Origin of the sequence: Wenyingzhuangia gilva (assembly GCF_030519655.1) — a bacterium.
In the GTDB taxonomy this organism is placed as follows: Bacteria; Bacteroidota; Bacteroidia; order Flavobacteriales; family Flavobacteriaceae; genus Wenyingzhuangia; species Wenyingzhuangia gilva.
Window position 1 is genome coordinate 217,532 of sequence record NZ_JAUMIT010000004.1, and the last position, 23,216, is coordinate 240,747.

The window sequence follows — 23,216 nt, forward strand, 5'->3', positions numbered from 1 at the left end:
ATGTGTGGTATTGCTGGAATTATTGGGACTGATGCAAGTCAAAAATGTTTAGATAGTATGTTGCAAAAACAGCAGCATAGAGGTCCCGATTATATGGGGAGTTGGAAAGATTCCAATACTTTTTTAGGACACAATAGACTTTCAATTATAGATTTATCAGCAAATTCAAATCAACCTTTTGAGAGTAATTGTGGTAATTATGTATTGGTGTTTAATGGGGAGATTTATAATTATATAGAGCTTAAAAAAGAGCTTTCTTTTTATAATTTTAAAACAAGCTCAGATTCTGAAGTACTTTTAGCAAGTTATATAAAATGGGGAAAAGATTGTTTACATAAATTTAACGGGATGTTTTCTTTTGCTATCTGGCACAAAAATGATCAAACTTTATTTGCTGCAAGAGACCGTTTTGGTGTAAAACCTTTTTATTATCACCATTCACAAAATACATTGTATTTTGCTTCAGAAATTAAAGCCATACATGCAGCTGGTATCCCAAGAAATCCTAATGAAACAGTATGGGCAAGTTATTTTACTTATGGTTCTTATGGAATGCCTAATGAAACATTTTGGAATCAAATAGAGCAATTACCAGGGGGGCATTATTTAGAACATAAGAATAATCAATTAGTAATTAGTAAATGGTATTTTTTTAAAGAAGAAGTAAAAAAACATCAACAAAAGATAATATCATTTGAGGAAGCCAAATCAATATATAAAACTCTTTTATTGGATAGTATTTCTATAAGATTTAGAGCGGATGTATCTGTAGGTTTTAATATCAGTGGAGGACTAGATAGTTCTACATTATTGGCTTTTGTAAATCAATTAGAAAAAGGAAAAAACATAAAGGCTTATACTTTTTACACAGATGATGAAAGGTATGATGAATTGCCATGGGTGGAAGAAATGATAGGTTTAACAAAAAATCCTTTAAACAAAGTGTTGTTAAGTCCTAAAGATAAATTAAGAGAAAAAGTAGAATTTATTGCACAACATCAAGATGAACCCTGTGGAGGAATACCAACTGTTGCTTATAGCCAAATTTTTAAACAAGCTAGAAAACAAAATTCCTTAGTGTTGTTAGATGGGCAGGGAATGGATGAGCAATGGGCCGGGTATGATTATTATACTCAAAATAATAATAATACCATCCAAGGAATTTCTAAATCTCCTTTTAGACCAAATGTTTTAGAGTCTACTTTTTTAAAGAAAGCAGTAAAACCTAATTATCCTAATTTTTTTAAAGATGATGTGCTAAACAAACAATATAGAGATTTATTTTATACCAAAATACCAAGAGCTTTAAGGTTTAATGATCGTGTATCAATGGCTTATAGTACTGAATTGAGAGAACCTTTTTTAGATTATCGATTAGTAGAGTTTGCTTTTGCACAACCTATTGAGTATAAAATTAAAAATGGAGTTCAAAAGTATTTGTTGAGAGAGCTGGTTTCAGAATTTTTAAGTGATAAAATTACCTATGCACCTAAAAGACCATTACAAACTCCTCAAAGAGAATGGTTAGGAGAAGAACTTTTGGATGATGTGGAAAATGCAGTATATAAATTAAAAAACAGCAATATAGCTACGTGGTTTAATTTTTCTGAATTAGATAAAGAGGTTGATAAATATAGAGAGGGAGATAAAGATTCTAGTTTTCATATATGGCAATGGTTAAATACTAGTATTTTAAATTAATGAATAATGAAAGGGAAAACAATTGGAGTTGTCATTACAGACGGTGTTGGAAGTAGAAATTTTATTCTAAGTAAATTTATTTCAGAAGTAAGTTTAGCATTTGAAAATGTGGTTGTTTTTTCTGGAATTCCAATTTCTGGAATGAATAATATTGAATTTCCTAGTAATGTTAAAGTAGTTGAGTTACCGCTATATATAGAAAATAAAAGTGTATGGTTTTTTAGAAAGCTAAAAGAACTAGCACATATGTACCTGCATAGAGATTATTATGGAATCAATGATAATTTAACAAGAGGATATCCTAATACAAACTCATTACGATCTTTGTTAACTAAGCTAGCTTATGCAATTACTAAGTTATTTCACTCCGAGAATAATATTAAATTTTATGAAAAACTTCAGTTTTATTGTTTTAAAAAAGACAAAGTAACACAGGAGTTTAAAGTTTTATTAAACAATGAGTCGCCAGATATTTTGTTTTTTACGCACCAGAGACCTCCTTTTTTAGCACCCTTGCTGTATTTGGCCAAAACACTAAAAATAAAAACCAATTCTTTTATTTTTAGTTGGGACAACCTAGCTTCAAAAGGACGTATGCTAGGAGAGTTTGACGGATATATGGTATGGAGTGATTTAATGAAGAAGGAATTATTGCATTTTTACCCAAGTACTATAAGCAAAAATGTAAAAGTTGTGGGTACGCCTCAGTTTGAGCCATATGTGCAGGATGAATATTTTATAACTCGTGAAGAGTTTTACAATAAATTTAAATTAGATTCTTCTAAAAAAACTATTTGTTACAGTTGTGCAGATGCAGACATAGGTAGAAATGATGAGGTTCATATTCGTTCCGTATGGTCATATATTAAAAAGAACTCTTTAGAGAATTTACAGTTGTTGATAAGAACATCACCAGCAGAAGATGGAAAACGTTTTGAACAATTAAAAGCTGAAATACCAGAAATTAAATGGAATGTTCCTAAATGGATTTTAGCTAGAGAGGGGCATGCAGAAGCGTGGTCACAACGATTACCATCTATTGAAGACGTAAAAGATTTAAGAGCAATATTGGCTTATTGTGAAGTAAATGTGAATATGCTTTCTACCATGAGTTTAGATTTTATGTTGTTTGATAAACCCGTAATCAATACTGTTTTTGGAAATAAAGAAAATGGATTGTACGATGATCAAAAGTTTTTAAACTATGCCCATTACAAATATGTGGTAGATAGTGAAGCTGTTACTATTGCCAAAAATGAAAAAGAATTACATGAGCAATTAGAAGAGGCGATAAAGAATCCTAGTTTAAGGAAAACTAAACGAAAAGCTTTGTTAGATTTAGAAATAGGTGCTCCATTAGAGGGAACAAGTCAAAGGATTGTAAAAGAATTAAAACAGTTGGCATGAAAAAAATATTATTTTTTATTGTCAAAAGACTGCCTTCGAATTATTTGAGGATTCTATTTTATAAAATATTTTTTAAGTATAAAATTGGTAGAAGTGTTAAAATAGGAAAAAGTATTATTAATGCTAAAAAAGTAATCATAGGGGATAATGTGTTAATAAGAGATAATAATCATATCTCTTGTAACGTGTTAAAAATAGAGAAAAATGTAAGTATTCATAGCGGGAATAGAATAATGGGAACTGCTGATTTTAGCATAGGTGAAAATAGTAGGATTATAAATAATCATTTTATTGATTTATATAATAATGTTGTTATAGGTAAAAATTCATGGTTAGCAGGAAAAAATAGTCAAATATGGACTCATGGATCCGTAAGTACAAAATTAGGTAAGAATTTAGATGTTGTTGTTGGTGATAATGTTTATATAGGTTCAAATGTTTCTATTGCTCCAGGTGTGAAAATAGTAGATGTTAATTTAGTAGGCTTGGGCACTGTTGTTACCCAAAGCTTTATGAAACCAAAAACGATAATAATAGGAAATCCGTCAAAAGTTGTAAAAGAAGACATCGATTGGAGAAAAGATTGGTAAAGATGAAAAAAATACTCGTAGTATTTGGTACTAGACCAGAAGCTATAAAAATGGCACCTTTGGTGAAGGAATTATATCAGCATAGTGAATTTGATACAAAAGTTTGTGTCACTGCTCAACACAGAGAAATGTTAGATCAGGTATTAGCTTTTTTTAAAATCATTCCAGACTATGATTTAGGTTTGATGAAAGCCAATCAAACCTTAAATCAATTAAGTGCAAGAATACTAACTGCTATTGATGAGGTTTTGGTAGATTTTGAGCCAGATTTGGTATTAGTTCATGGAGATACTTCTACTAGTAGTATGGTGGCTTTGGCTTCGTTTCATAGAGGAATTAAAGTAGGACATGTAGAAGCAGGTTTAAGAACTTACAATAAACGGGCTCCTTTTCCAGAAGAAATCAATAGACAAATTACAGGTCGTTTGGCAGATGTGCATTTTGCTCCTACAAAACAATCTGCTCAAAATTTAATCAATGAAGGAGTAAACTCAAAATCTGTGTACATTACTGGAAATACAGTCATTGATGCTTTGTTATGGGGGATTCATCATGTAAATGAGCATAGAGAAGATATTCAAGAAATAAAGGAATTTATTAAAAAGAATCAAAAGCTCATTGTAGTTACCGGACACAGACGTGAAAATTTTGGAGATAAGTTTTATGAATTTTGTAGTGCTTTAAAAGAATTGGCAGATAGAAAGGATGTTCAGTTAATATATCCGGTACATTTAAATCCGAATGTACAAAAAGTGGTGTATGATACTTTGGGAAATCATTCTAATATTTTACTAATTGCTCCTTTGGATTATGAGGCTTTTATTTGGTTGTTAAATCAATCTTATTTAATTATTACAGACAGTGGTGGCGTGCAAGAAGAAGCTCCATCTTTAAAAAAGCCCGTTTTGGTTACAAGAGATGTAACAGAAAGACAAGAAGCCGTAGCGCAAGGAACAGTTAAGTTAGTAGGAACAGATAAAAACAAAATTTTAAAAGAAGCCTTTATACTTTTAGATAATCAAGAAACTTATCAAAATATGATAGGAAATAAAAATCCATATGGTGATGGAACTGCTTCTAAACAAATAGCAAAAGCTTTAAAATCATTATAAAATGAAAATAGCGGTTATCTGTAATTACGTACTTCGCCCTGATAGAATTGGAGGAATGGATCGTTTTTATCAATCATATAATCAAAAATTGATAGAGATGGATATACAGGTAGATTGGTATTTTACAAATTACACATCGTTTGAGTTTTATAAAGGAATGAATATTTATAGTGCAGAAGGAGCTTCTGTAGAACAGTTGTTTTTGAATCAAAACATTTCAAAAAACAACAACTATGAGGCGATAGTGACACATTTTACTGAATTATGTACTTCTTTCTACAAAGAATGTCATCAGTTATATCCTAACGCAAACATCATAGCGGTAGATCACAACCCAAGACCGTTAGAAGGTTTTCCTTTAAAAAAGAGAATAAAAAAAAGAATTGCTGGACTTTTATACGCTAAATATATTCATCAATTTGTAGGGGTGTCTCAATATACTGTGAATCATATTTTAAATGATTATGGAGCTTTTCTAAAGGATAAAACCAAAGTTGTTTATAACGGAATTGATACCAAAGTTTTTATAAAAAGAACACAAGAAAATAAAAATAAATTTATAGTTGCCTCTCATTTAAGGGCTTCTAAAGGAATTCAAGATTTAATCAAAGCATTCAGTTTAATTGATAATTCGGCATTAAATAATGTGGTTGTTGATATATATGGAGAAGGGCCTTATGAACAAGTACTTAGAGATTTGACAGTTAAATATAGTTTAGAGGATGTTATTTTTTTTAAAGGAAGTTCAGCTAAATTAAATGAATTATTTTGTGATTATGCTTATATGATTCAACCAACATATATGGAATGTTTTAGTTTGTCTATTCTAGAAAGTTTATCAGCAAACGTTCCTGTAATTACAACTACAGTTGGTGGTAATTTAGAAGTTTTAGAAAATGGTAAAAATGGTTTTATTTATGAACCTGGTGATTCTAAGGCCTTGGCTTCTATTTTAGAAAAGGTTATTACAGATAAAAAAAATATTACGGATGACACAGCTACATTAATCCAACAAGAATTTTATTTGGATAAAATGGTTTCAGAACACATAAAACTACTCCCATGCACATAGCTTTCATCACACCAGAATATCCGTTAGAAGCCTTTAAAGGAAATATAGGTGGAATTGGAACTTTTACTAAGGGTTTAGCCGAACAATTAGTCCATTATTCTTGTGAAGTAACGGTGTTTGTTCATAGTCAACCTAAAGAACAAGTCTTAGTAGAAAATGGAGTAGAAATTCATTTAGTAAAAAAGAAAGCTGTTAAAGGAATTACCTGGTATACCAACAGAAGATATTTTAATAAATATGTAAATAATATCATTTCTAAAAAAAACATAGAAGTGATAGAAGCTCCAGAATGGACAGGTTTCACGGCATTTATGAAGTTTACTTGTCCGTTGGTGATTCGTTTACATGGATCTGATACTTATTTTTGTGATTTAGAAAACAGAAAAGTAAAAACCAAAAATAAGTTTTTTGAAAAAAAGGCTTTAAATGGAGCAGACAAGATAGTTGGGGTGAGTGAGTTTGTGTCCCAAAAAACAAAGCAATTATTTAATATAAATAAAGAAATAAAAGTTGTTTATAATGCAATAGATGTTGATAGGTTTTCTCCAAATCATCAAAATATAAAACCAAAATCATTATTGTATTTCGGAACGCTAGTTCGCAAAAAAGGAGTGTTAGAAATAGCTAAAATGTTTAATGAATTGGTTGAAAAAGATGATGAGGTAACATTGACTTTATTAGGAAAAGACAATAAAGATGTTTTTTCTAAAGTTTCAACTTTAGAAATGATACAAGAGATTTTATCAGAAAAAGCCTTAAAAAGAACCACCTATAAAAGTGCAGTGCCTTATAAAGAAGTAATCACTTATATTCAACAAGCAGAAATTGTTTTATTACCAAGTTTTGCCGAAGCTTTTCCCATGACTTGGTTAGAAGCCATGGCACTAGAAAAAATGTTAGTGACTTCCAATATTGGTTGGGCAAAGGAATTGATGATTGATGGAGAAACAGGTTATATGATACAACCAGAAAACACAAAAGAATTTACCACTAAAGTTTTAGCTTTGTTAAACGATGAGGTAAAGGCAACTCAAATGGCAAAAAATGCTAGGCAAAGAATTATAAATGAGTTTGACATAAAGCAATCAATAGCAACAAATATTGCAATGTACAAATCAATAATAAAATAACATGCAGTTAAAAAAATATATCACCTCAAATCATGAGGTTTTGTTATATAATGGAAATCCTAATCTATATATCTTAGAAGAATTGGCTAAAGGAACTGGTGATGTTTGGCATAGTTCTTTGGAGCAAGGTTTTGCCAATTGTTTTCAAGATTTGATTTATCAAACGGCTGTCTATTGGTGGTTTTTAAATGATATAAAAAATCAAGATAATTGTGTTTGTTGGCGAGTCAATGTAAACGCTTTTGTGGTTAGGGAAACTGTATGGAATCAAATAAATGGTTTGGATTCACAATATGAATCTAGTATCATGTCTGGATTGGATTTTGGATATAATTTGTTGAGAAATCAAGCAGGGATCCCTTTAAACATCAAAGGTTTATTTCCATCAGAAGAAAATGATATTCAAATTTCTAAGCAAGATAGATATACTTTCTTTTTTAAAAATTTTAAAAGACAACATCCATTTTATATGATGTTGAGAAAAGGAATTTTTAAATTTCCTTCGGAATATAAGGCATATAATCAAGCAAAGAAAAAGGCTGTTAAGTATGTTGAAAAAACAATTAAACCTAGAGATTTAAATCCTATTGAAGGAAAACCAACAGTAAGTTTGGTCATTCCTACGATGAGAAGACAAGCCTATAGTCAGATTTTGTTAGAAGATCATAAAAATCAATCTTACCTAATCAAAGAAGCTGTAATTGTTGATGCTACTCCAGAAGAGGAAAGAAATGATAAATATTACAAAAATGAAGATTTTCCTTTTGATGTTATTGTAAAATGGCAAACTAGCAAAGGAAGTTGTAGAGCAAGAAATGAAGCCATTGAATTGTGCTCAGGAGATTATATTATTTTTGCTGATGATGATGTGAGAGTGTTGCCAGATTTTGTGGAAAATCATATAAGATTACTTCAAACCTACAAAGCAGCTGCTTGTAATGGGTTGGATGTCATGGCAGAAAATGTAAATCAAGATTTGTCGGATTTAAAAAAGAGGTTAGCAAAAATAGAAGATAAAAGATGGAAGGTTGGAGTGTCTTCTATTTTTAGCAACGCCAATTCTTGTGTTCGCAGAGAGGTGGTACAAGAATTAATTGGAAATGATGTGAATTTTGATGGTGGTTATGGTGAGGATGCAGATTTTGGTTTGTCTATTTTAAAAGCTGGACATGTATTATTGCATAATCCTTTTTCTCCAAATTTACATTTAAAACCACCATTGGGGGGGTATAGATGGTGGGGAAGTGAAGCTAAAAAGAAAGGAAAAAAACGTAAAATACAACCTTGGGAGCTAAATAAACCAGTAAAAAATATTGTACCAAAACCTAGTCCAACCATTACTTATGGTATTTTAAAACACTTTACACCAAGTCAAATAAAAGAATGGAGAGTAAAACATTTCTTTTTGTTTTTATTTAAAGGTGGAGTGAAAAAAATTCCTGTTAGATTGATTCAATTGCCATATAAACAATTACAGTTTTCAAAATCATTACAGTATGCCAAAGCATTGATTAACTTAGGAGTAAGATATAAATAAGCATATGAATTTTAGCCTTATTATTTGCACGTACATGCGACCAAAAGCTTTGTTAAGTTTGTTGGAAACAATAGCTGTGCAAACCTTGTATCCTAATGAAATTATAATTGTTGATGGTTCTACCAATGATGAAACTAAGGAGTTATTGATTCAAAACATATTTGAAAACTTAACTTATTATAAGGTAACACCAGAAGAAAGGGGATTGACAAAACAAAGAAATTTTGGAATTGAACGTGTTAGGACAGATGTTGATTTTGTGTGTTTTTTAGATGATGATACCTTATTAGAACCGGACTATTTTAAATACTTAATTGGAACTTATGAAACTTATCCTGAAGCTTTGGCTGTTGGAGGTTATATAATCAATGAAGTAACTTGGAAACTCTCAGAAGAAGTGCAATCTGATGAGTTTTACTATGATGGTTGGGTAAGAAAAGAAGGATCAAGATTTAAGCTGAGAAAAAAGTTAGGTTTGTTAGATAATACACCTCCAGGTTGGATGCCGAGATTTTCTAACGGAAGACCTGTTAGTTTTTTACCACCCAGTAATAAAGTATATCCTGTTGAACAAATCATGGGGGGAGTCGCTTCTTATAGAAAAGAAATTTTTAATGAGTTGTCATTCTCAAAATATTTCGAAGGATATGGTTTGTACGAAGATGCAGATTTTTCTTTACGATTAGCTAAAAAAGGGAAAATATATATCAATACCGCAGCAAGACTAGAACATCATCACGATGTAGCTGGAAGACCCAATCAGTTTAACTATGGAAAAATGGTGACCAGAAATGGTTGGTATGTTTGGAGAGTAAAATATAAAAATCCATCTATCATAGCTCGTTTAAAGTGGAACGCAATTGCTATTGTGTTGATGAAGTTACGATTTATAAATGTATTTACCTCAAGTAAAAAAATAGAAGCTTTTACCGAAGCTATAGGAAGATGTTATGGTCTATTAACCTTAATTTTTAACAAGCCAATAATAAAAAGATGAAATTCGGAATTATAACCCATGCTGTTCATAAAATTAAAGATGGACAATTTTATGCTTATGAACCTTATGTTCGTGAAATGAATTTGTGGGCAAAATATGTGGATGAAATCATTATTGTGGCTCCAGTTTCTATTGATGAGGTTGAGAATATTGAAATTGCTTATCAGCATGCCAATATTAAAATGATAGAAATCCCAAATTTTGATATTACTTCTATCAATAACTTTTTTAGGTCTTTATGGATAATGCCTAAAGTTTGTTGGCAGATTTATAGAGTGATGAAACAAAGTAGTCACATTCATTTGCGTTGTCCAGGTAATGTGGGCTTGTTAGGTTGTTTGATGCAAATATTTTTTCCATTAAAACCTAAAACAGCTAAATATGCGGGGAATTGGGATCCAGAAAGTAAACAACCCGTTACTTATAAATTTCAGAAATGGCTACTTGGAAATACTCTTTTAACTAAAAAGATGAAAGTTTTGGTTTATGGAGATTGGCCAAACCAATCAAAAAACATCATTCCATTTTTTACAGCGAGTTATCATCAACATGAAATTACAATGATTGAGGAAAAAGATTTAAACAATCAAATAAAATTAATTTTTGTAGGTGGTTTAACGGTTGGGAAACAGCCTTTGTTGAGTGTAAAAGCAACTCATCAACTTATTAAAAAAGGTTATGATGTTTGTTTAAACATTTATGGTGATGGTGTGATGAGAACTGAAATAGAAAATTATATTTCATCACATCAACTAGAAAATCAGATTGTTCTACATGGAAATGTAAATAAAGAAGTGGTAAAAGCAGCTTTTCAAACTTCACATTTTCTTATTTTTATCTCAAAGTCAGAAGGTTGGCCTAAAGTGGTGGCAGAAGCTATGTTTTGGGAATGTTTGCCTATCAGTTCAAAAGTGTCTTGCATCCCCTATATGTTGGGGCATAATACTAGGGGAAAAGTAGTGGATTCTTCTGTAGAAAAAGTGGTTTCTGCCATAGAAGAATACCTTTTAAATCATGACTTGTATAAATTACAAATAACCAATGCCAAAACCTGGTCAAGAATGTATACGCTAGAAAAGTTTGATAGAGAAATAGAAAAAATACTGAATGATTAAACCTTTAAATGTAATTCAGATCATAGACTCACTTGCGGTTGGTGGGGCAGAAATGATGGCAGTGAACATAGCTAATGGATTGCCTAAATATGGCATTACCTCTCATTTATGTGTAACGAGAGCAGAAGGTTTGTTGAAAGAAAAAATAAGCAAAGAAGTTGGAACTGTTTTTTTAAACAAACAAGGAGTTATTGATGTTAAGGCTTTGTTGATGTTAAAGAATTACATTAAAAAGCATAAAATCAAGATCATTCATGCACATTCTTCTTCGTTTTTTATCGCAGTCTTAGTAAAGTTCATGATGCCTAAAATAAAAATTGTTTGGCATGATCATTATGGAAAAGCAGAAGAGATTAAGCAAAGAAAATCTCTAGCCTTAAAATTTGGCTCGTTGTTTTTTACAAATATTATTTCGGTAAATGAAATTTTGGTTCATTGGGCAAAAAAAGAATTATATTGTAAAAAGGTACTTTTTTTAGCCAATTTTGCTAACTTAAATACCACTTCAAATAAAACTCACTTAAATGGTATTGAAGGAAAAAGAATTGTTTGTGTAGCTGCTTTTAGACCGCAAAAAGATCACTTTAATTTATTACAAGCTTTTACTGTTGTTAAAAATAAATATCCTGATTGGACTTTGCACCTCATTGGTCAAAAACACGATAATATTTATGCCAAACAAATAGAGAATATTGTTAAAAATGAAAAACTTGAAAATGAGGTTTATCTCTATGGTTCTTGTTTAGATGTAAAATATATCTTGAGTCAATCTACGATAGGTGTTCTATCTTCTAATTCAGAAGGATTGCCAGTATCTTTATTAGAATATGGTTTGTCTGGTTTACCCGTTGTGGTAACCAACGTGGGAGATTGTAAAAAAGTTGTGAATAATTATGGACTAGTTGTACCCAAAGAAAACTCTATGGAACTAGCAACATCTCTTGAAACATATATTCAAGACGAAAATTTAAGAAAATTAAAGGGGACTCAATTTCAAAAGCATATTTTTGAAAGTTATTCGGAAAGTGCCTATTTTTCTAAATTGCTAAAAACATATAAAGCATGTTAAAAAACAGACTTTTGTTGGTTATTTTACACTTGTTAGCAGGGTTTCTGCTAACGGTATCCATCATTCCAAAATTAGTAGCTGTTTTGATCATGATCTATGCTATTATTGATATTGTAGCTAGCAAAAATGACAACAATCAAGCTTTTTTATGGACTTCTTATTTTGTAAGTGCAGAGGTTTTATTGAGAATGACAGGAGGAACCATTTCTTGGGAAATGATTAAATACATAACCATTCTTTTTTTATTAGTTGGGATAGCAGTTGAAAAACAATCAAGAGGGGTTCCTGCAATTTTTTGGTTGTATGTTTTATTGTTATTGGTAGGTGTTGCATTTTCGGACATTCCTGCAGATGCTTCTTTACGAAAAGCAGTGGTGTTTAATTTAAGTGGCCCCATTTCTTTAGGAGTTTCTGCCATGTATTTTTACAATAGAAGGATTGAGTATAATAGATTTAAAGAAATATTGTATTTCACTTTATTGCCTATTATGTCTATGCTAACTTTGTTGTATTTTAGAACACCAAGTTTAAAGGAAATTACTTTTGGTTCTACCGCTAATTTTGAAGCTTCAGGAGGGTTTGGACCTAACCAAGTTGCGACTGCTTTAGGATTTGGTATTTTTTTACTGACCACCTTATTATTGCTTAGAGGAAAAATAACGGGTTCTATTTATGTAGATGTTTTTTTACTGTTTTATTTAATTTATAGAGGTTTATTAACTTTTTCTAGAGGGGGAATTTTAACAGGATTTTTAGCTTTTTTAGTATTGTCTTTTTTCTATTTAGTAGCAAGAGGTAAGATATTAGAACTTTTAAAATACATAGGGATTATGTTTCTTTTTTTGCTTACGATATGGGTGTACAGTACCAATGTAACAGGAGGAATGTTAGAAAATAGATATCTTGGGAAAAACTCTTTAGGCGTAGAAAAAGAAGATATTTCATCAGGTAGATTAGATATTTTTGAACAACAGCTAGAAACTTTTATGGAGAATCCGGTTTTTGGAATTGGAGTAGGGTCAGGTAAATATTTAAGAAAAGAAGAATTTGATGGAGAAGTGACAGCAGCCTCACATAATGAAATGAGTAGACTTTTAGAAGAACATGGGTTGATAGGATTATTTTCTTTAGTATTGCTTTTTTATGCTTCAACACTTAATTTTTTTAGACAAAAACTTTTATACAAAGGTTTTGTTGTAGGGTTTGCTACGCTTTGGTTTTTAACCATTAATCACTCTGCCATGCGAATTGCTTTTCCAGGGTTTATTTATGGTATGAGTTTGATTAACTTTTATGAAGATGAAGACTATGATGAAGAATTAGCAACCTCAGGAATATGAGAATATTATACATAGGAAATGACTTGTCGGATCAATCAAAATATCATAGTGCTTATGCTACGTTGAAACAAAATTTAATTGATGAAGGTTTTGATGTGATATGTTCCTCGTCTAAAAAAAATCAAATTTTTAGATTGTTGGATATGATTATAACTGTGATGATTCAGGCTAAAAAAGTAGATTATATATTGATAGATGTTTTTAGTACTTCTGCTTTTTATTATGCTTTTGTTACTTCACAACTCGCTAGAATTTTCAAAACAAAGTATGTTCCAATTTTACATGGGGGGAATTTACCAAGCAGATTAGATAAGAGTCCGAAAATGAGTGCTAAAATTTTTAAAAATGCATTTATAAATGTTTCTCCTTCAGCCTATTTACAAACAGCTTTTAAGAACAAGGATTATGATAGTGTGTTAATTTCAAACACCATCAATATAAAAGATTATATTTTTAAAGAGAGAAGTCAATTAGCTCCAAATTTATTATATGTTAGGGCTTTTGCAGAAATATACAATCCTGTAATGGCTGTGAATGTTTTGCACGAATTAAAAAACACCTATCCAAAAGCAACTTTATGTATGGTTGGTCCTGATAGAGATGGAACTTTGATCAAAGTACAAGAAAGAATTAAAGAGTTACATTTAGAGGAAAGTATCATCATTACAGGAGTTTTGCCTAAACAAGAATGGCATCAATTGTCTAAAAATTATGATGTGTTTATCAATACCACAAATATCGATAATACTCCAGTAAGTTTGATAGAAACCATGGCTTTGGGTTTGCCTATTGTATCAACTAATGTTGGGGGAATTCCTTATTTGATAAAAGACAAGGAAGAAGCTTTTTTGGTCAATCCAAATGATGTTGAACAAATGACAAATGCAATCATAAATTTGTTGAATGATAAAAATTTGGCCAATAAATTTTCTTTAAAAGGAAGAAAAAAGGCCGAAAATATGGATTGGGAAGTAGTGAAATATCAATGGTTAAAAGTTTTAAAATAAATGTTTTACAAGTGGATATTTAAGTTAGGTCAGCAATGGAGAAATCCCTCAATTAATTCTTGGTTTTCTTTTTTAAAGAGAAGTGAATCTTGGTCTTTAGAAGATTTGGAAGCTTATCAATTAGAGAAGTTAAAAGAATTGATAAAGTTTGCTTATGACCATTCTCCATTTTATAAAAAACATTTTGATGACCATCATTTTTCTGTTTCTGAGATATCCTCTTTAGAAGATATTCATAAAATTCCAACCATCAGTAAAAGAGATTTGTTAGATCATACTCAAGAAATTCATACACAGTATTCTTTTAAAAAATTAATTAAAGCCACAACATCAGGGAGTTCCGGAGAATCTTTGGTTTTTAATAGAGAGGAGGAATCAGATTCTTTTAATAGAGCAGCTATTTTTAGAGGGTATTCTTGGTATAACGTAAATCCATGGGAAAAGAATGGTTATTTTTGGGGATTCAACTTTTCTTTTAAAGAGAAAGTAAAAACGAAAATCTTAGATATTTTACAACACAGATTTAGAATTTTTAGCTACGAAAAAAAGTCATTTCAGCAGTTTGTTAATAAGTTAAAAAATGCAAGATACATCCACGGATATTCATCGATGTTGTTTCAAACAGCTAAGTTAATTAATGAAAGAGGGTTGGAAAAGCCTAAAAACATTAAAATGATCAAAGGAACTTCTGAAAAGATATTTGACACCTATCAAGAAGAAGTACAAAAAGCTTTTGGACTAAAAATCATCAGTGAATATGGAGCTACAGAATCAGGAATTATAGCTTTTGAATGTCCACAAGGAAATATGCATTTAAATATGGAGGGAGTATTGGTTGAAGAAGTAAATGAGGAGATTTTAGTCACCAATTTACAAATGAAATCGTTTCCCATTATCAGGTATCAATTAGGAGATTATATTCAATTGGCATCAAAAGAAGAAAAATGTGCTTGTGGAAAAAAACATCATATTTTAAAGGAAGTTACAGGTAGAGTAGGTGCTAACGTTTATGGTTTTAAAGAAATATATCCGAGCTTATATTTTTATTATATTTTTAAAAATTTAGTAAAAAACAAAGGGTTAAAATTAAATTATCAGGTGATTCAGAATAAAAAAGGATTCCTAAATTTTAATATAGAACAAGCTATAAATGATGATAAAATAAGTTTGTTAAAACAAGAAATAGAAAAGTACTTTAGTGATGATATGAAAGTAGAAATAAGCGTAAATGTATTATTACAATCTACAAAAGGAAAGTTTAAAAGTTTTATTTCAAATATTGAATAAGTATGGCACAACCTTTAGTTTCTATCATTACACCTTGTTATAATTCTGAAAATTTTATTGCTGATACGATTAAAAGCGTTCAGAATCAGAGTTATGAAAACTGGGAAATGCTGATTACAGATGATGGATCTACAGATTCTTCAATCAAAATAATTGAAAAATTTGCTGCTAAAGATCCAAGAATTAAATTGTTTAAAATAAGTAATGCAGGAGCTGCTGTGGCTAGAAACCATTCTATTGAACAAGCCAAGGGAACTTTTATTGCTTTTTTAGACAGTGATGATATGTGGTTGCCTCAAAAATTAGAAAAGCAAATCAATTTTATGCAAACCAATGATTATGTTTTGACTTTTACCTCTTATCAAAGAATGAGTGAAGAGGGCGTTTTGTTAAATGATATTATCAATGCTCATGAAAAATTGAGTTATAAACATATGTTATCCTCTAATAAAATAGGATGTTTAACCGCTATGTACAATCAAGAAAAATTAGGGAAAATATACATGCCACTCATCAGAAAAAGACAAGATTATGGCTTGTGGTTAAATATTTTAAAACAAATTGATTTTGCTTATGGATTACAAGAGGTTTTGGCAACTTATAGACTTCGTAATTTTTCAGTTTCAGCCAAAAAAACAGAAATGATTAAGTGGAATTGGAAACTTTATAGAGAAATTGAACAAAAAAGTATCATTAAGGCAATTTATTATGTATTATGTAACATTTGCATAAAACTTAAGAATGGTTAATTCTTTATATTTGAATTAACTAAACTAAACTATTAATGATTCCAAAAACTAAACTATATTTTTCGGAAAGGATTGTTCTATTAAGAATTATGGATTTACTCTTTATCTTTATAGGATTAGCACTCTGTAACTTATACCTAAACTTTAAATACATCAATATATTAGAAACTACAATTTCAAAAAATAGATTCGTTCTAATGATTTATTTTTTAGTGATTGCTCAAGTTTTTGAAATGTATAATTTAGTCGCTTCTGCCAGCCGATTTAAAACCACTAGAAATTTATTTGTCACAACAGTTGTTTGTGTTTTGGCTTATTTATATACGCCTATTTTAACCCCTGTTTTGCCTTCTAATAGAATTGACATCTTAATTTTCTTTTTGAGTATTTTTATTTCTGTATTTGTATGGAGGAATATTTACATTTTTACAGTTGCCAACAAAAAGTTTTACAAATATATTTTGTTGATATGTGGACAAGAAGATACTTTAAAAGATTTAATTTACCATGTAGATCATCACTCTAGGGATCATGCTATGTATGGTTATTTGAGTGAGAAAGAGGTAGATAAATCGGGGAAATTTATGGATGTGTCTAAGGCTAATTTAGATGAGGTAATTTTAAATAATAATATTAAAGAATTAGTGGTTTCTTTAAACGGGTTTACAAAAGAAAATACAGACTTATTAAATCAAAAGCTTGCGTATTATTTTGAACAAGGGATCAATATTTTAAGTTATGAGGACTATATTGAAAGAATTACTTTTTGTGTACCAGAAAAAAACTTAACCAAATATTTTTACAAGTATTTTAATTTTAGTGAAAACCACGAGAATAGATTATATCTGTTTTTTATGAGGTGTATGGATATTCTTGCGGGAGTTATTGGAATTTTATTTATGCTTTTTTTAATTCCTTTTGTATTTATAGGAAACTTAATATGGAGTAGGGGGAGCTTGTTTTATAAACAAGAAAGAGTTGGAGCAAAGGGAAAATCTTTTAAGATCATTAAATTTAGATCTATGGTGGCCTCTGCAGAAAAAAATGGAGCCCAATGGGCCATTAAGAATGATACAAGAATTACCCCTTTTGGTAAGTTTTTAAGAAAAATGAGAATTGATGAAATTCCTCAATTTTGGAATATTTTAAAAGGAGAAATGAGTATGATTGGACCAAGACCGGAACGACCTGAGTTTGTTGATGAGTTGGGTAAACAAATACCTTTATACGGTATTAGACATGTAATAAAACCAGGATTAACAGGCTGGGCTCAAGTAATGTATCCTTACGCTTCTACACTAGAAGAACAAGAGAAAAAATTAAGGTATGATTTGTATTATATAAAAAAAAGAAGCTTGTTTCTGGATTTTAAAATTATGATAAAAACAATACACACTGTTTTATACTTTAAAGGTCAGTAAAGGCTTTAGGTACAAAGGAATTAAGCAGCTGGCTAGTATATAAAAACTAAAATCAAATTGTTGAAATCCTGTAATAGCTACAAATAAAAAGATTCCTAAAACTAGTAATCCTATATAACAGATTATTTTACGTAATGGTTCTTTAACAAAAGGATAGGCTAGTAAAATAGGATTTGCCCATAAAATATTCATATTCATTTTAGTAGTACTGTGTGCTGTTAAAAACCATAAACTAAAAATAACAATTCCTAATATTCCGTAAGTGATGGCTATGGTACTAAACCAAACACGAGTGTTTTTGTTTGATAGTCTTAAATAATAAGTGATAGATATCAGAATCAAAGACAAAAACAAAGGGCTTAGTAAAAAGTTTGTTTTTGACATTATTAACGCATAATCTGGTAAAATATAGTTTTCTTTAGCTACTATTTTTTTTCCATGAATACTACTGTTCGCCAATCCTAAATGGATATAATCAGGTAAGAACATATATTGTTTTAAAGTAGCTTTTTTATCAATTACGGCTCCCAAAGCCAAATCAATTCCAAATTTTGACCAAGAATTTTTGGCTAAATATTGATGGATTAAATTTCTATGCGTTAAATCTTTTGGGAATTCATTATAGTCAAAATCAATTTTTCCAACGCTTTTTTCTATTACTTCATGCATTTTAGTAGCGCAATTATCATAGAAAAAATCATATTGATAATCTTTGTTTTCGGGTAAAACATTCCACTCTAAATAGTCAAATATTCTTTGATTTTCTTTTTGGGTAAAATTTAAAGTCTGTGCTTTAATCCATCTATTTTCTTGATAATACTCATACGGAAAATACTTAAAATCATAGCTACTTACTTGATATAGTAACAATCCTCTACAAAAATTTAGATAAAAATTGGGTTTGTTAAAATCAAAAGTACCGTAATTGTAAACCCTATCTATATTGTTTATAACGTCTTTTACTCTAATGGCACTATGCCCAAAAGAAGAGTATAATTCGTTATGACCAGGAGCACAAGTTAAAATACTAACTTCTGCTTGTTTTGATAATTCAAGTTTTTCTTGACCAAAAAAAGAGATTGAAAATAATAGGAGTATAGGGTAAAAAAACTTCATTATCTTAATTCGTTTAATTCTATTTTAAGAGAAAAAACATTAGAATAGTTTACACCAGAACTTGCTCCTACATTAGTTAAAGCATAGTCTACATAAATTCTTTTGTACTTAAATCCTATTCCAATATTAGGTTCAAAAGTAGTAGAAGTTGTGTTGTCAAAATTGATTTCTTTCTGGATATTTCCAACACCCGCTCTAAAAAAAGAAAATCCTTTATAGCCTAATTCAAACCCTAAGCTAGGAGTGAAACTAACGTATTTGGTAGAAACAATATCATTGGTTTGTGTAAATCTTCCAATCATGTCTACTGCGGTTAATAGAGAGTATTTTTGATTTAACTTTTTAAATATTGAAAATCCTAATTGGAACTTAGGAAGCGTTACTTCATACTTTTCAGGCTTTTCTTGATTTTGACCATTTTGATTGGTTTGTGCATTGGCAATATCATCAAAAATAGCATCTTTCACCGTCCAAGCAGTAAAAGTAGTGGTAACGTCACGAAGAACCAACCCAACCTTTACATTTTTGTATTGATATTGAGCACCAATATCAAATCCAAATCCGTTTCCTAAGGCAAAATCGCCAATATTTCTTCTAATAATTTTTCCGTTTACACCAACGTTTAAATGTAGTTTTGGAAAGTATTTGGCTAGACTGAAAATAGCAGCCATATCAGCACTAGAAAAGGTGCTAATATTGTTGTAGTTAATATTTCCGTTATTGTCTATTAAGTTTGTGGTATTTAAAATGTTATCTACTCCTAAACGAATCACAGAAACACCAAAGGCTAGTTCATCTCTTTCTATAGGAATTGCAGCCGCAAAATAATCATAAGATCCGATCCCTGAGAATAATGAATTATGCATTCCTGAAAATTCAATGTCTTGAGCAGTAATAATTCCCGCAGGGTTCCAATAACCAGCTTCTACTCCAGTCATAAAAGAAGATACGGATTTTCCCATAGCCATAGCCCTTGCTCCAACACCAATATTTAAAAACTCATTTGAGTAACTACGAACCAATTGTCCTTGGGAAGCAATGGAGCTAGCGAGTATTATAATTAATAATATGTATTTCTTCAAAAGAAAATTCGTTTGTTTAGTTAGCTTAATTTATTACAAATATATTGTTTCAATTTTAGTTTAGATATGAAATTTAAATTAACTTAATTATATTCATATAAACAAAACTATGATTAGATTTGTATATACTATTGAAAACCTGTTTTTATGAAATTGATAAAGTTTTTGCCTAACCTGTTAACCTTACTTAATTTATTTTCTGGTTGTATAGCAGTTGTATATGCTGTGAACAATCAAATTCAGTTTGCCGTACTTTTTGTAATGCTAGGAATTTTTTTTGATTTTTTTGATGGTTTTGTTGCTAGATTGTTACAGGTTCAGAGCGAATTGGGAACTCAGTTAGATTCTTTAGCGGATATGGTTACTAGTGGAGTAGTTCCTGGGATAGTAATGACACAAATGTTGTTAAAAGCAAGTAGTCAAGAACCTTTAGGTTTTACAGATGGTTTTGAAAATTTTCCATATTTAGCTATTCTAGGTTTTACCATTACGATGGCCTCTTGTTACCGATTGGCAAACTTTAATATTGACGTCAATCAAAAAGAGAACTTTGTAGGATTACCAACACCAGCAAATACTTTGTTTATTTTATCATTGCCTTTGATGCAAATATATGAAGAGTATGAATATGTAAGTTATATACTAGAAAATGAGTATTTATTAATCCTGATCACTATTTTAAGCTGTTATATGTTAAATGCTAAAATAGAGTTGTTTGCGTTAAAATTTAAGTCTTTTGGATTTGCAGAGAACAAATTAAAATACATTTTTTTAATTCTATCAGTAGTATTGATAGCTATTTTAAAGTTAGCTGCTTTACCAATGATTATACTAACCTATTTAGTCTTATCTATGATAAGTAATAGTAGAAATAAATAAAAATGTTTAATTGTTGAGTTGATTTTCTAGTTTTACTCACTACTCACTACTCACTACTCACTACTCACTACTCAACTTTTTTCTTAAACTTATTCTCCTTTAAAATAAAGCTTTCTCCTAAGTAAACACGCCTTACCATTTCGTCATCTGCAAGTTCTTGTGGCGTACCACTTTTTAAAATTCCTCCTTGATACATCAAATAGGTTTTATCAGTAATAGCCAAGGTAGCTTGTACATCATGATCGGTAATTAAAATACCAATGTTTTTATCTTTTAAAGTAGCAACAATAGATTGAATATCTTCTACCGCAATAGGATCCACTCCGGCAAAAGGTTCATCTAACAAAATAAATTTAGGATCAGAAGCCAAACAACGAGCAATTTCAGTTCTACGTCTTTCCCCTCCAGAAAGTAAATCTCCTCTGTTTTTTCGTACGTGTCCTAAACTAAACTCTTCTATTAATTCTTCTAGTTTTTGTTTTTGTTGTTCTTTGGTTCTATCAGTAAATTGTAATACTGATAAAATATTTTCTTCAACGGTTAATTTTCTAAAAATTGAAGCTTCTTGAGCTAAGTATCCAATACCATGCTGTGCACGTTTGTACATTGCATAATTGGTGATTTCTTTATCATCTAGATATATGTGACCTTCATTAGGTTTAACCATTCCCACAATCATATAAAAAGAAGTGGTTTTTCCAGCTCCGTTAGGGCCCAGTAAACCAATAATTTCTCCTTGTTCTACTTGTAAAGAAATTCCTTTTACCACTTTTCTACTTCCGTAGATTTTCTGAATATTATCGGCTCTTAAAATCATACTTCTTTTTGTTTTTTAACAAGAAATCTAGATACTACAATACTAACTTCGTATAATACTAAAATTGGAATGGCTACTATAATTTGACTTGTAACATCTGGTGGTGTAATAATTGCTGAAACGACTAATACAAGAACCAAAGCGTGTTTTCTGTATTTTTTTAGGAATGCTGGTGTAATCAATCCAAATTTGGTTAAAAAATAAACAACCAAGGGAAGTTCAAAAACAACTGAAACTCCTAAAAGAGTATTGGTTACTAATGTGATGTAACTATCAAATTGAAAGTTGTTTACAATGGTTTCTGTAATTTGATAATTGTAAAAGAAATACACAGACATTGGTACAATGACATAATAGCTAAAAAGCAATCCTAGAATTAATAAAAGGGTTGCAACAAATATAAACCCTTTACTCTTTTTTTGTTCTTTATCTGTTAACCCTGGAGTGATGAATTTCATCATTTCCCAAATAATATATGGAAAAGAAATAATAAGCCCTAAAATAAAGCTAGACCACATGGCGTTCATCAACTGGTTGGTAGGAGATAAACTTTGTAGTTTGGCATTAAAGGTAATGTTACAAAAATCACTTTCCATGCCTAGATTTCTAAAAACATCACAAAACCATCTATAAGTAATAAAATCAGGACTTAGGTGTGCCAATAAAAAATCATCGTAAACCGTTTTTTGGTAAATAAACAAGATAATAGCAACCACCATAATACAGATGGTTGATCTTACTAAATGCCATCTTAACTCTTCAAGATGATCTAAAAAAGACATTTCTTTTTCCGTTCCCATACTTTAAAAAATACCTTCTTTAATTAAATCGTGAATATGAATAATTCCTTTGTAATCACCATTGTCATCAATAGCTACTAACTGAGAAATATTGTTGTTTTCCATAGTTTGCATTGCCTCTATAGCCATGGCATCAATATTTATAACCTTTGGATTTACTGACATGATATCTTTTGCAGTTAAGCTTAAAAAATCATCATTTTTATTTAGCATACGTCTAATATCTCCATCAGTAATAAAACCCACTAATTTATTGTTATCTAATACAGCAGTAGCTCCTAAGCGTTTGTTGGAAATTTCTAATAAAGTTTCCTTAATGTTTGTGTTTGTATTTACTTGCGGGATTTCGTTTTTCTCAACCAAATCGTTTACTCGTAAATATAAACGTTTTCCCAAAGCTCCTCCTGGATGATATTTAGCAAAATCTTTACTAGTAAATTCATTTAATTCTAATAAAGTAACTGCTATGGCATCACCCATCACTAATTGTGCCGTTGTACTCGTGGTTGGAGCTAAATTGTTAGGACAAGCTTCTTTTTCTACATAGGTATTTAAAGTATATGTTGCCTGGGTTCCTAAAAAAGAATCTATATTTCCTGTAATGGCAATAATAGGATTGTTGTTTCTTTTGATTAAAGGAATAAGCACTTTTATTTCGGGTGTATTTCCGCTTTTAGAAATACAAATCACTACATCATCTTCTTGAATAATTCCTAAATCTCCATGAATGGCATCTGCAGCATGCATAAAAATAGAAGGTGTTCCTGTAGAGTTTAAAGTGGCTACAATTTTAGTTGCAATGGCCGCACTCTTTCCAATTCCGGTAATGATTACTCTACCTTTAGTGTTAAGAATACATTTTATTGCATTTTCAAAATTTGAATCAATTAATTTGGTTAAATTAGCAATAGCATTGCTTTCAAGGTCAATAGTTTTTTTGGCAATTGAAAGTATATTGTTATTCAAGGCTGTAATTTTTACTTAAAAA

General features: G+C 30.3%; 21 protein-coding genes. 16 read left to right on the forward strand and 5 right to left on the reverse strand.

Going from position 1 to position 23,216, the window contains the following annotated elements; translation table 11 throughout:
• The 15 genes from asnB to QVZ41_RS09835 all read left to right on the forward strand — a co-directional run bounded on the left by asnB (position 1) and on the right by QVZ41_RS09835 (position 17,534).
• Positions 1 to 1,701, forward strand: coding sequence for an asparagine synthase (glutamine-hydrolyzing) (asnB, locus tag QVZ41_RS09765; protein WP_302884387.1), 1,701 nt, complete (start codon positions 1 to 3; stop codon positions 1,699 to 1,701).
• Positions 1,702 to 1,707: 6 nt separating this feature from the next.
• Positions 1,708 to 3,108 carry a glycosyltransferase family protein gene (locus tag QVZ41_RS09770; protein WP_302884388.1) on the forward strand — a complete coding sequence of 467 codons (1,401 nt, stop codon included), beginning with the start codon at positions 1,708 to 1,710 and terminating at the stop codon, positions 3,106 to 3,108.
• Positions 3,105 to 3,698, forward strand: coding sequence for an acyltransferase (locus tag QVZ41_RS09775; protein WP_302884389.1), 594 nt, complete (start codon positions 3,105 to 3,107; stop codon positions 3,696 to 3,698). The genes QVZ41_RS09770 and QVZ41_RS09775 overlap by 4 nt, the downstream gene beginning before the upstream one ends.
• A 2-nt stretch (positions 3,699 to 3,700) precedes the next feature.
• Entirely contained in the window at positions 3,701 to 4,810 is a 1,110-nt protein-coding gene (gene wecB, locus QVZ41_RS09780; protein WP_302884390.1) for a non-hydrolyzing UDP-N-acetylglucosamine 2-epimerase, read from the forward strand.
• Between the two features lies 1 nt (position 4,811).
• Complete coding sequence (locus tag QVZ41_RS09785; protein WP_302884391.1) at positions 4,812 to 5,882, forward strand: glycosyltransferase family 4 protein; 1,071 nt, start codon at positions 4,812 to 4,814, stop codon at positions 5,880 to 5,882.
• Positions 5,873 to 7,012, forward strand: coding sequence for a glycosyltransferase family 4 protein (locus QVZ41_RS09790; protein WP_302884392.1), 1,140 nt, complete (start codon positions 5,873 to 5,875; stop codon positions 7,010 to 7,012). Before QVZ41_RS09785 ends, QVZ41_RS09790 begins: the two co-directional genes overlap by 10 nt.
• Position 7,013: 1 nt before the next feature.
• Positions 7,014 to 8,549 (forward strand): glycosyltransferase family 2 protein, encoded by a 1,536-nt coding sequence (locus QVZ41_RS09795; protein ID WP_302884393.1) that lies wholly within the window; start codon positions 7,014 to 7,016, stop codon positions 8,547 to 8,549.
• A 4-nt stretch (positions 8,550 to 8,553) separates the two neighbouring features.
• On the forward strand, positions 8,554 to 9,546 hold the full coding sequence (locus QVZ41_RS09800) for a glycosyltransferase family 2 protein (protein ID WP_302884394.1): 993 nt from the start codon (positions 8,554 to 8,556) through the stop codon (positions 9,544 to 9,546).
• Entirely contained in the window at positions 9,543 to 10,661 is a 1,119-nt protein-coding gene (locus QVZ41_RS09805; RefSeq protein ID WP_302884395.1) for a glycosyltransferase family 4 protein, read from the forward strand. The genes QVZ41_RS09800 and QVZ41_RS09805 overlap by 4 nt, the downstream gene beginning before the upstream one ends.
• Complete coding sequence (locus tag QVZ41_RS09810; protein WP_302884396.1) at positions 10,654 to 11,730, forward strand: glycosyltransferase; 1,077 nt, start codon at positions 10,654 to 10,656, stop codon at positions 11,728 to 11,730. The genes QVZ41_RS09805 and QVZ41_RS09810 overlap by 8 nt, the downstream gene beginning before the upstream one ends.
• Complete coding sequence (locus tag QVZ41_RS09815; RefSeq protein WP_302884397.1) at positions 11,724 to 13,070, forward strand: O-antigen ligase family protein; 1,347 nt, start codon at positions 11,724 to 11,726, stop codon at positions 13,068 to 13,070. Before QVZ41_RS09810 ends, QVZ41_RS09815 begins: the two co-directional genes overlap by 7 nt.
• Positions 13,067 to 14,077 carry a glycosyltransferase family 4 protein gene (locus QVZ41_RS09820; protein ID WP_302884398.1) on the forward strand — a complete coding sequence of 337 codons (1,011 nt, stop codon included), beginning with the start codon at positions 13,067 to 13,069 and terminating at the stop codon, positions 14,075 to 14,077. The genes QVZ41_RS09815 and QVZ41_RS09820 overlap by 4 nt, the downstream gene beginning before the upstream one ends.
• Entirely contained in the window at positions 14,078 to 15,364 is a 1,287-nt protein-coding gene (locus QVZ41_RS09825) for a phenylacetate--CoA ligase family protein (RefSeq protein ID WP_302884399.1), read from the forward strand.
• A 2-nt stretch (positions 15,365 to 15,366) separates the two neighbouring features.
• On the forward strand, positions 15,367 to 16,113 hold the full coding sequence (locus tag QVZ41_RS09830; protein WP_302884401.1) for a glycosyltransferase family 2 protein: 747 nt from the start codon (positions 15,367 to 15,369) through the stop codon (positions 16,111 to 16,113).
• 89 nt (positions 16,114 to 16,202) lie between these two features.
• Positions 16,203 to 17,534 carry an exopolysaccharide biosynthesis polyprenyl glycosylphosphotransferase gene (locus QVZ41_RS09835; protein WP_302884489.1) on the forward strand — a complete coding sequence of 444 codons (1,332 nt, stop codon included), beginning with the start codon at positions 16,203 to 16,205 and terminating at the stop codon, positions 17,532 to 17,534.
• Here QVZ41_RS09835 and QVZ41_RS09840 read toward each other — a convergent pair.
• The gene (locus tag QVZ41_RS09840) at positions 17,514 to 18,650 is read right to left on the reverse strand and encodes a lipoprotein N-acyltransferase Lnb domain-containing protein (RefSeq protein WP_302884402.1); all 1,137 of its coding nucleotides are present in this window, start codon (positions 18,648 to 18,650) and stop codon (positions 17,514 to 17,516) included. The two genes, QVZ41_RS09835 and QVZ41_RS09840, sit on opposite strands and share 21 nt — an antisense overlap.
• On the reverse strand, positions 18,650 to 19,732 hold the full coding sequence (locus QVZ41_RS09845) for a putative type IX sorting system protein PorV2 (RefSeq protein WP_302884403.1): 1,083 nt from the start codon (positions 19,730 to 19,732) through the stop codon (positions 18,650 to 18,652). The genes QVZ41_RS09840 and QVZ41_RS09845 overlap by 1 nt, the downstream gene beginning before the upstream one ends.
• Before the next feature lie 147 nt (positions 19,733 to 19,879).
• On the opposite strand from QVZ41_RS09845, the gene QVZ41_RS09850 reads away from it, so the two are divergent.
• The gene (locus QVZ41_RS09850) at positions 19,880 to 20,611 is read left to right on the forward strand and encodes a CDP-alcohol phosphatidyltransferase family protein (protein WP_302884404.1); all 732 of its coding nucleotides are present in this window, start codon (positions 19,880 to 19,882) and stop codon (positions 20,609 to 20,611) included.
• A gap of 67 nt (positions 20,612 to 20,678) precedes the next feature.
• Here the strand turns inward: QVZ41_RS09850 and lptB are convergent, their stop codons facing one another.
• From lptB to QVZ41_RS09865, 3 genes are read right to left on the reverse strand one after another with little or no spacing between them, the layout of a single operon-like run.
• The gene (lptB, locus tag QVZ41_RS09855) at positions 20,679 to 21,428 is read right to left on the reverse strand and encodes an LPS export ABC transporter ATP-binding protein (protein WP_302884405.1); all 750 of its coding nucleotides are present in this window, start codon (positions 21,426 to 21,428) and stop codon (positions 20,679 to 20,681) included.
• Positions 21,425 to 22,228, reverse strand: a complete 804-nt coding sequence (gene tatC, locus QVZ41_RS09860; protein ID WP_302884406.1) for a twin-arginine translocase subunit TatC — start codon at positions 22,226 to 22,228, stop codon at positions 21,425 to 21,427. Before tatC ends, lptB begins: the two co-directional genes overlap by 4 nt.
• Before the next feature lie 3 nt (positions 22,229 to 22,231).
• A complete protein-coding gene (locus QVZ41_RS09865) occupies positions 22,232 to 23,194 on the reverse strand; it encodes a KpsF/GutQ family sugar-phosphate isomerase (protein ID WP_302884407.1) in 963 nt (320 codons plus the stop codon).
• Between the last annotated feature and the right edge of the window lie 22 nt (positions 23,195 to 23,216).